At 39.2% G+C, this 11,861-nt stretch carries 12 protein-coding genes; 4 read left to right on the top strand and 8 right to left on the bottom strand.

Going from position 1 to position 11,861, the window contains the following annotated elements; all coding sequences use genetic code 11:
- The first annotated feature begins 13 nt into the window (after positions 1–13).
- Both ABXG83_RS07310 and ABXG83_RS07305 read left to right on the top strand, forming a co-directional pair.
- The gene (locus ABXG83_RS07310) at positions 14–2,524 is read left to right on the top strand and encodes a bifunctional UDP-N-acetylmuramoyl-tripeptide:D-alanyl-D-alanine ligase/alanine racemase (protein ID WP_353548198.1); all 2,511 of its coding nucleotides are present in this window, start codon (positions 14–16) and stop codon (positions 2,522–2,524) included.
- Between the two features lie 62 nt (positions 2,525–2,586).
- Positions 2,587–3,264, top strand: coding sequence for a lipoprotein signal peptidase (locus ABXG83_RS07305; protein ID WP_353548197.1), 678 nt, complete (start codon positions 2,587–2,589; stop codon positions 3,262–3,264).
- Positions 3,265–3,343: 79 nt separating this feature from the next.
- Here the strand turns inward: ABXG83_RS07305 and ABXG83_RS07300 are convergent, their stop codons facing one another.
- From ABXG83_RS07300 to ABXG83_RS07285, 4 genes are all read right to left on the bottom strand, one after another.
- Positions 3,344–4,381 carry a hypothetical protein gene (locus ABXG83_RS07300; protein ID WP_353548196.1) on the bottom strand — a complete coding sequence of 346 codons (1,038 nt, stop codon included), beginning with the start codon at positions 4,379–4,381 and terminating at the stop codon, positions 3,344–3,346.
- 37 nt (positions 4,382–4,418) lie between these two features.
- Positions 4,419–5,414, bottom strand: a complete 996-nt coding sequence (locus ABXG83_RS07295) for a 2-hydroxyacid dehydrogenase (RefSeq protein ID WP_353548195.1) — start codon at positions 5,412–5,414, stop codon at positions 4,419–4,421.
- Between the two features lie 96 nt (positions 5,415–5,510).
- A complete protein-coding gene (locus ABXG83_RS07290; protein ID WP_353548194.1) occupies positions 5,511–6,209 on the bottom strand; it encodes a response regulator transcription factor in 699 nt (232 codons plus the stop codon).
- Positions 6,210–6,322: 113 nt separating this feature from the next.
- Positions 6,323–7,270: a cytochrome c peroxidase gene (locus ABXG83_RS07285; protein ID WP_353548193.1), complete on the bottom strand. Its 948-nt coding sequence runs from the start codon at positions 7,268–7,270 to the stop codon at positions 6,323–6,325.
- 79 nt (positions 7,271–7,349) lie between these two features.
- Here ABXG83_RS07285 and ABXG83_RS07280 point away from each other — a divergent pair, with 79 nt between their 5' ends.
- Positions 7,350–7,721: a co-chaperone GroES family protein gene (locus ABXG83_RS07280; protein ID WP_178888157.1), complete on the top strand. Its 372-nt coding sequence runs from the start codon at positions 7,350–7,352 to the stop codon at positions 7,719–7,721.
- Positions 7,722–7,770: 49 nt separating this feature from the next.
- On the opposite strand, the gene ABXG83_RS07275 is transcribed toward ABXG83_RS07280, so the two are convergent.
- Genes ABXG83_RS07275 through ABXG83_RS07260 form a run of 4 tightly spaced genes read right to left on the bottom strand, consistent with a single transcriptional unit; the run spans position 7,771 to position 10,197 of the window.
- The gene (locus tag ABXG83_RS07275; protein ID WP_353548192.1) at positions 7,771–7,977 is read right to left on the bottom strand and encodes a helix-turn-helix transcriptional regulator; all 207 of its coding nucleotides are present in this window, start codon (positions 7,975–7,977) and stop codon (positions 7,771–7,773) included.
- A gap of 26 nt (positions 7,978–8,003) precedes the next feature.
- Positions 8,004–8,573 carry a hypothetical protein gene (locus ABXG83_RS07270; protein ID WP_353548191.1) on the bottom strand — a complete coding sequence of 190 codons (570 nt, stop codon included), beginning with the start codon at positions 8,571–8,573 and terminating at the stop codon, positions 8,004–8,006.
- Between the two features lie 18 nt (positions 8,574–8,591).
- Positions 8,592–9,206 carry a DUF2975 domain-containing protein gene (locus ABXG83_RS07265; RefSeq protein WP_353548190.1) on the bottom strand — a complete coding sequence of 205 codons (615 nt, stop codon included), beginning with the start codon at positions 9,204–9,206 and terminating at the stop codon, positions 8,592–8,594.
- A gap of 1 nt (position 9,207) precedes the next feature.
- On the bottom strand, positions 9,208–10,197 hold the full coding sequence (locus ABXG83_RS07260) for a hypothetical protein (protein WP_353548189.1): 990 nt from the start codon (positions 10,195–10,197) through the stop codon (positions 9,208–9,210).
- 115 nt (positions 10,198–10,312) lie between these two features.
- Here ABXG83_RS07260 and ABXG83_RS07255 point away from each other — a divergent pair, with 115 nt between their 5' ends.
- Positions 10,313–11,857 carry a helicase HerA-like domain-containing protein gene (locus ABXG83_RS07255; RefSeq protein ID WP_353548188.1) on the top strand — a complete coding sequence of 515 codons (1,545 nt, stop codon included), beginning with the start codon at positions 10,313–10,315 and terminating at the stop codon, positions 11,855–11,857.
- Positions 11,858–11,861 lie beyond the last annotated feature (4 nt).

The raw sequence follows: 11,861 nt of genomic DNA, 5'->3' as shown, positions 1-11,861 counted from the left end.
ATAATATTTTCACTTGAGTTATTCGCTGCAACATATCGCTAACATTATTCAGTCTGAAACAAAGCCTGCTGATGACAGAATGGTGCAGTATCTGCTGACCGATAGTCGAAAACTTTTATTCCCAGATGCTACTTTATTTTTTTCGATCATTGGTCCAAGAAGAGATGGTCATACTTTCATTGCTGAACTGTACAATAGAGGGTTAAGATCATTTGTTGTTGCTGCATCATTTCAAGAAGCAGCATCTTATCCCGATGCTTCTTTTCTTGTTGTAAAAAATGTACTGCAAGCATTGCAAGATCTTGCCGCTTTTCATCGTAGTCAATTCCATATTCCTGTAATCGGTATCACCGGAAGTAATGGGAAAACGATTGTAAAGGAATGGCTGTATCAGTTGTTGCAGAGCGATCATCAGATCGTAAGAAGTCCACGCAGCTATAACTCTCAAATAGGTGTACCCCTGAGTATATGGCAACTACAATCCATTCATACACTCGCCATATTTGAAGCAGGTATTTCTGAAATAGGTGAGATGGCAGCACTTCAACAGATCATTCGCCCCAATATCGGTATCTGGACCAATCTTGGAGCTGCACATAATGAAGGATTTTCAAATGAAAGAGAAAAAGCTTTAGAGAAAGCGAAACTATTCAAAGATGCAGATCTCTTGATTTTTTATCGTGATGGAATACAACCTCATTGCTATCCGGATACAAATGATCGTGCTCTGTTTAAAGATACGATACGTTTTTTCTCATGGAGTAGAAGTGAAGCTGCTGATCTGCAAATCATCAATGAACAGATCACGGATCATGAAACAGTGATCACTGCATTATACCAACAGCAGAAAGAACAGATCACCATACCATTCACAGACAGGATATCCATCGATAATGCCATTACCTGTTGGGCAACAATGCTGGCACAAGGATACCAGTCTGAACGCATACAACAAAGGATGTTGTTATTACAGCCTGTGGATATGCGCATGCAATTAAAAAAAGCGGTAAATAACTGTTACCTGCTGAATGATAGTTATAGTAATGATATCGCTTCTTTGGAATTGGCCTTGGATTTTTTAGTGCAACAAGCAGGACATAATAAGATGACGGTAATACTTTCTGATATATTGCAAACCGGTATTCCCGATGAGCAATTGTATCAAATGGTATTGGAAAAACTCAACAGAAGAGGAGTGAAGCGGTTCATTGGTATCGGTCCTGCATTGTCAAGATATTTCAATACCCTGCCAGCGGGTACAACCCAGACGCAGAGCGGTATACCCATGATCAGTTATTATACCTCTACTGCTGATTTTTTAGAACGAGAGAGTCTGAATCAGTTCAAGGATGAGTATATCCTCTTAAAAGGGGCACGTGTATTTTCTTTTGAGCGGATCAGTCAGTGGTTGGAGCAGAAAGTACATCAGACGGTCATGGAAGTAAACCTTACGGCCATGATCCATAACCTTAAAGCCTACCAACAATTTCTGAAGCCAACCACTAAGTTAATGGCAATGGTGAAAGCTTTCAGTTATGGCAGTGGGTCTGCAGAAGTTGCGAGGGTATTACAATTTCATAAAATAGATTATCTCGCAGTAGCCTATGCCGATGAAGGTGTTGAATTGAGAAAAGCCGGTATCAGTTTACCTATTATGGTCATGAATGTGGATGAAGCAGGTTTCGATGCTATGATCCAATACGATCTGGAGCCGGAGATCTATTCTTTCAATATCTACCGATCATTTCATTCGTTTTTAAAAAATCAAGGTATTCGGGAATATCCTGTCCACATCAAATTCAATACGGGTATGAACCGATTGGGTTTTGAGATACGGGAAGCCGACGAGTTGGCCAAGGAGCTAAAACAAAAAGGAACGATGGTGGTAAAATCAGTGCTTAGCCATTTGGCTGGTAGTGAGAACCCTTCATTGGATGCATTTACAGCACAACAAGTCCAAGCATTCTTGAGTGCCTGTGATCAGTTGAATAGTCAGTTGAATTATTCCTTTATTCGTCATATTGCCAACTCTGCGGGCATATTCCGTCATCCTTCTTATCAGTTTGATATGGTTCGTTTGGGCATCGGATTGTATGGGGTAGACAGCGCGGATACACATCAATTCGCATTGCAACCGGTTGCTACATTGAAATCAACCATTGCACAAATTCGAACAGTAGCCGCGGGTGAAACAGTTGGTTATAACAGAAATGGGGGCGTGCAGCAAGAAAGTCGCATTGCTACGATTCGTATCGGTTATGCAGATGGTTATAGCAGACGCTTCGGAAACGGTATCGGACAAGTGATCGTTCGCGGGCAAAGAGCTCCCGTTATCGGCAATGTTTGTATGGATATGACCATGATAGATGTAACCCAGATACCGGGTGTTATGGAAGGGGATGAGGTGGAGATCTTTGGAAAGCAACTACCCATTCAGGAACTGGCAAAAGCTGCCGGAACCATACCCTATGAGATCATGACCTCTGTTAGTCAGCGTGTGAAAAGGGTTTACGTAGAAGAATAAGTCTTTAACCTTTTTGGAATAACCCAAACCCTATCTTTGTTGCCAGATTAAAATTACCACCAGTGAAAGCGAAGCATTTGTTTTTTTTGATACTCGCCATAATCGTCGCAGATCAGGCATTGAAGTTTTACATTAAACTGACTTACTATGCCGGTGAAGAACATAATATGATCGGAAACTGGTTCCGTTTGCATTTTGTAGAGAATGAAGGCATGGCATGGGGTTGGAAATTCGGAGGTGGTATCGGAAAAATAGCACTTACCCTTTTTCGTCTGGTTGCAGTGATCTGGGGAACCTTTTTGTTGCGCGACTTTTTAAAGAAAAAATACCATCGCGGATTTATGATCTGTGCAGGATTAATTTATGCAGGTGCGTTGGGTAACCTGATCGATAGTTTATTTTATGGATTGATCTTTGAACAAAGCAATCCTTTCACACAAAATGTAGCTACTTTATTTCCTGAAGGAGGTGGGTATGCAGGTTTATTTTATGGTAAAGTGGTAGATATGTTTTACTTCCCCATTATTACCAATGCAAAATATCCTGAATGGATGCCATTTGTAGGAGGAGATGATTTTGAATTCTTCAGACCGGTTTTCAATCTGGCTGATGCAGCCATTTCTTCAGGTGTGATCGCAATACTGATCTTCCAGAAAAAATTCTTTAAGACTGTTGAGGAAGAAAAACATGCAACAGTTGAAACGGATTCTGTAGTGAATGATAAGACACAGATATTTTAATCAAGACACGATATAGTTCAATAACAAGAATACCTCTTTCAAAGAGGCATTCTTGTTATTGATAAATAGAATAGGATTCTTAGAATATTTGCTTTCTTTTCAGACTTACTGCCTGGCTGGTAGAAGACGAAGTAGGAATCACCTGATCGATCATGCCAACTCCTTTTGCATAATAAGTATTGCCTTCAATGACCGTTGTGAAAGTATTTGTGCCATCTTTTTTAAATTGGATAGTCCTTTTTACATTGATGACATCATTATATGTAGTGCCAAATACCGAATACGTAATGCCTTTACCAACGATGGTGAAAACAGCTTTACTAATACCCACATCATTACCGATTTTTACTTTCCCATACTCAGGAGTTTCCCATGATGTACCCTGAGCTACGTTGTCTTTCAAGAAAGGGTAAGAAATGAATGTTGCAGGAATTGAATCAAAAATAAACAGGTAATCAAAATCTACTGTACTGTATGCATAATAATTACCGGCATTGTCTTTTGTGAAATAATAAGCTTCACCCAAAGGATCTGTACTATACTGTCTGAATATTTTGTTATCAGCAGAAATGGTCTGATTGGTTGCTACCACTCTGAAGGTATCCAAGGTTCCTAATTTGGGAATGTATTCGTAGGTCCAGTTAGAGTTCAATGTAGTTGGGAAATAATCATTACTCGTTCCTCCGCCTCCGCTGCCCGTAGAACTTGAGATCACAGAAAATGCACAGAAACTATTATTAAAGGTCAATACGAAATCTGCGCGATTGGGAAGAATGGGTTTACCGTTTCCTTTTAATTTAACAGTAGTAGGTCCGGTGGTAAGGGCAAATCCGGAATCAATGAACCACATACCATTTACGGTATCACTATAAATTTTGTACTTGCCCTGTAGTGTAAAATTGACTTTAATGACCACATAATTGCTATCACCAAGGGGCTGATCGATAACATATTCACCACGTACATCGGCATCTTTACAATTACCTGAGCTATCTGTCAGAGAACCTTGTGCAGCGCCTTTTAATCCTTCACCTTCTACGCTGAATTCTTTTTGACATGACAGGATAAAAAGTACCGTGCAAATGGTCAATATCCATTGTATAGTGAACTTCTTCATAATTCCTCTTCTTTGGTAATACTATTATAGACTAAAATTAAACCAATAACGCAGCCTGGTCCTTCAAATTACTATTTTTTGCTAATTGGAGCACATTATTTAACGTAGTGCTGGCAATTTGTGAGAGGGCTTCATCGGTGAAAAAGGCCTGATGGGCGGTGATCAGCACATTTGGAAAACTCATGAGACGTTGTATATCATCATCCTGGATAATATTGGCAGATAAGTCTCTGAAAAACAGCTTTTCTTCCTGTTCATACACATCGATCCCTAATGATCCGATCTGCCCTTTTTTTAGGGCGTTGATGATCGATTTGGTATCGATCAAACCACCTCTTCCGGTATTGATCAGCATAGCACCTGGCTTAACATAAGCCAGTGTTTCATCTTGTATCAGGTGTCTCGTTTGTTCATTCAATGGGCAATGCAATGAGATGATATCAGTATTCAGCACTTCCATCAGCGGATGATATGTTACGCCGATAGATTCCATTTCTTTATTCGCGATGAGATCAAAGGCTTTTACTGTACAACCAAACCCCAGCATGATTCTGCAAAAAGCTTGTCCGATATTACCTGTGCCAACCACGCCGATCGTTTTTCCATGCAGATTAAAACCGAGTAATCCATTCAAAGAAAAATTCTGTTCTCTGACACGGTTATAAGCTTTATGTGTTTTGCGATTAAGGGTGAGGATCATGGCAACAGCATGTTCTGCTACTGCTTCCGGTGAATATGCCGGTACACGACAAACCCGAATACCATATTTACGCGCACTTTCCAGGTCTACATTATTGAAACCTGCGCAACGAAGCGCAATTACTTTTACGCCCATTTCAGCCAATTGCTGAATGACAGCAGCAGTTACTTTATCATTTACGAATACACAAACTGCTGTTGCATTCTTTGCCATTACCGCAGTATGCTCATCCAGTGAAACGTCCAAAAAATTTAGTTCAAAGCCGATAGAATCATTGAATTTTTCAAAGAAACTACGATCATAGGGTTGTGAGGAGAAAAAAGTGATCTTCATACCCGAAAGGTACAAAGGAAATGGCTGATGTCATACGCATAAAAAAGCCACAGACCTATCAAAAGATCTGTGGCTTTATAAACTTTATTGGAATGACTAAGGTGCTACCAATCTGAATCCATTACCGTGGATATTCACGATCTCAATATCTGCATCCTCTTTGAGGTATTTACGCAACTTGGCGATGTATACATCCATACTTCTTCCATTGAAATAAGTATCACTACCCCAGATCTTTTTTAATGCACGTTCACGGGGTAAAAGATCATTCTTGTGTTCCGCAAGCATCTTCAATAGCTCATTCTCTTTGGGTGATAATGTTTGTGTACTATCACCATTTTTCAATTCACGGAGTTTTGGATTGAAATGGTACTTGCCCAGATCGAATTCTACATTATCATTCCCTTTATTCTCTTCCTCATTTCTTTTGAGGATGGCTTTGATCTTGAGTAATAAAACTTCACTATCAAAAGGTTTGGTGATATAATCATCAGCACCGAGCTTATAACCCTGAATAATATCCTCTTTCATGGTTTTTGCACTCAGGAAGAACAAAGGAATATCAGGATCCACATCACGGATCTCTTCAGCCAATGTGAAGCCGTCCATGTTGGGCATCATTACATCGAGTAAGCAGATATCATATTTTTCACGCTGAAAAGCAGCCAGACCTAAACGACCGTCTCTTTCTAGGGTTACATCATAATCATTGATTTCTAAATAGTTCTTTAATACCATTCCAAGGTTCGTATCATCCTCGCACAATAAGATCTTGTACTTTTTCTTGTCTTCCATATTTGTAAAGTTTGTGTGAAATAAAGATAATTCAACAAGTGCATGATTCCTACTGTGTGAAATCTTTTGTTAAAAAGAGGAATTACAAGCAGCTTATTTCTTATTAGACGAACTCAACGCTGTTTTAGAAAACGCTTATCTGTTAAGGTTTTCAAAAAAGCGACCAAGTCTGCTTTTTCCTGTTTGCTCAGACTCAAAGGTTCCGCAAGTGTACTATCGATGTTGATTGGATTCAATACAAAGGCTCCTGGATTGTTATAATATTCCACTACTTCTTCCAATGTCTGAAACATGCCATTATGCATATAAGGAGCAGTAAGTGCAATATTTCTTAAACCGGGCGTTTTAAATTTTCCGAGGTCTTCTTTTTTTCTGGTAATGAGATAACGTCCCGAGTCATTCAATGCATAGCCATCAAATAATCCGATATTCTTGAACTGATCGTCTGTAAAATCAGGTCCGCGATGACAGTCAAAGCATTTGGTCTTTTCACTGATAAATAATTTCCTTCCTCTTTCCTCTGCATCAGTGAAAGCAATCAGGTCATCGATATAAGCGTCGAATCTGCTGCTATCCGTTTCCAGTGTGCGTTCAAAGGCGGCGAATGCCGCACCAAGATTTCGGCTATTGGGTAATGCTTTAAAGATGCGTAAAAAAAGCTGTCTGTATTCTTTATTAGCATTCAAACGGGCAACCGCTTCTTTGATGGGTAGTCCCATTTCATCCGGATGTGCGATCGGCATCAAGGCTTGCTCTTCCAGTGATGCGGCTCTTCCGTCCCAGAAAAAATAAGGACGATTTTTCATGTTGAGTACCGATGGAGTATTTCTGGTGGTAGCACTTCCTTCAATACCTTTACTGAAAGCTAGGGTATCAGAAAAACCATATTCCGGTAAATGACAACTGGCGCAACTGATAGAATGGTCTTTGGAAAGGATTTTGTCGTTGAATAACTTTTTTCCGAGCGCGGCTTTGGTAGTAATGGGAGGTGGGGTAATAAATGCAGAAACAGCGATGATCAATGTAGACAACAAAAAAATACATCCGGCTGTTTTCTTCATGAGACAAAAATAGTTCACAATCCTGTTTTTGATTTCTGATTTATTTTTGCGGCTCAAAAACAGGATAAAATCATAGTGTATGCTGTTAACATCTGACAACAAGTGGAAAAAACTGATTGTGATTGGAGATCGGGTATTGGTTCGTCCATCAAAACCTGATGAGCAAACAGCCAGTGGCTTATACCTACCGCCCGGTGTTCAGGAAAGGGAAAAAGTACAGCAGGGATATATCATTAAAACAGGCCCGGGGTATGCTATTCCCATGCCTGTAGATGATGAACCCTGGAAAACGGAAGATGAGCAGGTAAAATATGTACCGCTGCAAGCCAAAGAAGGAGATCTGGCCATCTTTCTGCTGAGTGGCGCCACAGAAGTGATGTATGAAAATGAAAAATATTTCATCGTTCCCCAAAGCGCGATTTTGATGTTGGAGAGGGAGGAGGAGTTATAGACCATAGACCATAGTCCATGGACCATGGTCTATGGTCTATGGTCTATCATCATCTCTCAAACAACTTCCTATAACTCTCCTCATCCATATACTCCAAAATATCGCCGGGTTGGCAATCTAGGATGCGGCAGATTTCTTCTAGGGTGGAGAAACGAATGGCTTTGGCCCTTCCACTTTTGAGAATGCTCATATTTGCAATGGTGATACCTACCCGTTCGCTGAGTTCGGTCAGACTCATTTTTCGTCGGGCAAGCATGATATCTAAGTTTACTACAATGGGCATCAGATGGTAAGGTCTTGTTCGGTTTTCAATTTGTAGGCTTCGGTGTAAACAGCACTAAAAATAAAAAGAATAACACCAACGATGGTATCCGGTAGTATGGCGGCTTCATTTCTTAGTAGAATAAACTCGCCATTCGTTCTTGTTAGTACTTCTTCTTTTAAAAAATATCGTTGTAAAATCTCACAGATTGTAGCGAATAGAAATACGGCTCCTCCTAAGAAAATATAATTACCGATTTTTCTGTGATAGGTATTTGATTTCTCAATGGTTTGAATGATCAATAAACTTAAGATAGCCAATAAGCAAATGGCTATAGCATCTGTGGTATCATTTGATAAAAGCGTTCTTTTCCACCAAGGAAGATCATTGATGATTAAATCACCTTTAAAGAAAAGGACCGACCCTTCAAATTTTTTGATGGGTTCTTTACTTAAAGTACTTTCCGGATTGGGAGCTACTTTAAGCCTAAACAGTTTGTCATCCAATATTTCAATACCGGCAACCATAGTAATAATATGAATGACCGATAGCACTAATATGATCCAAACGATGATTTTATAACGTTTCATATTTAATCGATTGATTTATTAAATAGTAAGTTCTTGTTCCTGTTTCAAGCGAAATGCGTTTTTGTATAACCTGCTCACCCAAAGTATGCCGATACCAAGCCAGAATTGCAAGGGAAACATTAAGTAGCCGGTTCTGCGGAATACGAACTCATTGTTTGTAAGCCTTTTAATTTCAGGCATGGCATAAAAAAATATCCTGGCGGTATCCAATAACCAAAAGAGCATGAGTGCCCAGCCAATGTATCCTATCCAATGACTGATATCTGTTTTGAATAAGGCCTGACTATGTATATGGGGTAGCAGTTTCAAAATAATGGTAGATAAAACAATGAGTAATACACAACTTAGTATATCGAATTCCAGAAATTGCGCAGGTATTAATAGACGTTGTACGAAATGAGTCTCTTTGATCACAAAATTCCCAGATACCTGAACTGCGCTAATACCATAGGTTTTATACACACTATCATAGAAAGGGGCTTCCAAAGTAGGCTGAACAGGAACAGTGATTTCACTATCATTACTTAAGCTCATGATTGCCAACAAGGAGCAAAAAATAATCATGGTCCATGCAGTTAATTTAATCCTTGTATACATGGCTTTCTCTTTTAATGGCTGGTATTTCTTCAACATATCAGATTGTTAGGTTTTGATCTTGTTGTAATTGATATCCTTTTCTAAATGCGTGTGCAAGACTGAAGGTGATGAATCCTCCAATGATATAGCTGATACTCTCTGAAATGAAATCGTAGAAACGTAAATGAAAAGCAGGATCTATATAAGAACTAAAGTAAGCGCTCAATGAGTATGATAGGATTATCTTGAGCAACACGATACCCCATAAGCTGATGGTAGTAAAATATAATTTTTTATAGGTCTTTTTTCTAAATGCTTCTTGGTTGGCAATATCTTCGAGTATACGAATTGGTTGTAGTATCACACCCCATAAAAAAAGCAATAGTAATAGAATTGCAATCGGACTGAATACAATTAAGAACCATTTATATTGTTGTTTGCTTACCTTAATCAGTAGTTCTCTTTTTTGATTCATTGGATTATTGATTCCTTCAGCCAAGTCTTGCACATCAACTGAAAGCGGCCTTACTTCAAAATGTCCATCAATTATTTTTCGAATTGTATCTCGTTTCGTTATCACAGGAAATCTTAAGAAAGTCGTGTCGTTTCTTCTAAAGGTGCTATGATCTGATTTTAGGTAATATCCATCCAGTCCTATGTAATAAGTTGTGTCAGGAACTTCTTTAAGCGAATGTCTTCTCAATGAACTATCAAAAAAAAGGATACTCTTTTCTGACTGCTTATGGAACCCTATAAAGCCTAACATCCATCCATCCATTGAAAGGAAATTTGCAATCCTTTCTAATTGTTTTATCTGTGTGATACTATCGGATAAAGTTTTGTAATCCTTATAGGGCAGATTATTATCCAACGACATTAGCTGCAGCTCATACTTGTCAGGATCATATGTCATGGATGTCACAGTGCCTTGTTCTGACAGTTCATTTTTAAAGAACAGATTTGGTAATGCAATAAGCGCCAAGAGGTACAATGCGAAACAGATGACCAATATCCGTACTCCGATCAATAGCCAACGAATAATGCGCATAAGCGGTATTTGAATGCTAAATAACTAATATTTATTGAAAAACGATAAAATATAATAAAAAAATTATTATCAATACAAGGTTCATTTATTTAAATTGAGTGATAAATAAGGAGTTATGCCAGACAAACAGGCTTTTTTACAATCCATTACAACAGGTTATACTTTCAAAGGGGAGCATGTGAAAATTGGGATGGGGATGATCGATGGAGAAGTGGTGGAAGGCGCACCCATTTCGCTCCCATTGAAAACAATGAACCGTCATGGTTTGATCGCCGGTGCTACGGGTACCGGTAAAACCAAGACCTTACAAATGATCAGTGAATATTTAAGTGATAACAGCGTACCTGTTTTATTGATGGATATCAAAGGCGATCTCAGCGGTATTGCCACAGCAGGAACCGTGAATGATAAACTGATCGAGCGAAGTAAGAAATTAGGAATCGATTTTACCCCAACAGCATTTCCGGTTGAGCTACTTACGTTGAGCAATGAGCCCGGCGTTCGTTTACGTGCAACGGTTAGTGAATTCGGTCCGGTTTTGTTGAGTAAAATATTAGGGTTGAATGATACGCAAGGTGGACTCGTAGCTGTGATCTTTAAATATTGTGACGACCATCAAATGCCTTTGTTGAATCTGAAAGATTTCATCAAAGTATTACAATACATCGGTAATGAAGGCAAGGCGGAAATAGAAAAGGAATACGGTAAGATCTCCACTACTTCTACCGGTACCATTCTTCGTAAAGTGATTGAGTTACAACAACAGGGTGCGGATGTTTTCTTTGGTGAAAAAAGTTTTGAAGTGGAAGATCTCATGCGCATCAGTGATGATGGTAGAGGTATGATCAATGTTTTACGGGTAACCGATATGCAAGACAGACCCAAGCTGTTTTCCACTTTTATGCTGCAATTATTGGCAGAGTTATATGCCAGTTGCCCGGAAGAAGGGGACATGGATAAACCCAAACTTATTTTATTTATTGATGAAGCACATTTGGTCTTCAATGAAGCTTCAGAGGCTTTGTTACAACAGATCGAGACCGTGATCAAGTTGATACGATCAAAGGGCATCGGTATTTTCTTTTGTACACAAAATCCTCAAGATATACCTGCTGCTATTTTGAGTCAGTTGGGTTTAAAAATTCAGCATGCATTACGTGCGTTTACGGCTGCAGACAGAAAAACCATCAAACAAGCGGCAGAAAATTTTCCTGAAACGGATTTTTATGAAACCGATGAATTATTAACTCAACTAGGTATCGGCGAAGCATTTGTAACCTTACTGAATGAAAAAGGTATTCCTACACCGTTGGTACATACGATGCTATGTGCTCCCAGAAGCAGGATGGATGTATTGACAGATGCAGAGATCAATCAGTTGGTTCAATCCAGCAAATTAGCCGCCAAGTATAGTAAAGAGATCGATAGTGAAAGTGCGTATGAAATATTAACAGCTAAACTGGAGGAAGCAGCAGAGCGATCAAAAGAAATGGCAGCTACAGAAGAACCTAAGCAAAGTGGCAGACCTAAAAAAGAAGAAAGCTTTTTTGATAACCCTGTTGTTCGTCAGGTAGGAAGAACGGCTGCCAGTGTGATTACCAGAAGTTTGTTAGGTGCTTTAGGATTGGGCGGAAGATCCAGATCAACAAGAAGAAGATGATCAG

The organism is Sediminibacterium sp. KACHI17, assembly GCF_040362915.1.
Classification (GTDB): domain Bacteria; phylum Bacteroidota; class Bacteroidia; order Chitinophagales; family Chitinophagaceae; genus Sediminibacterium.
This window is presented reverse-complemented; position numbering and strand designations above follow the sequence as displayed.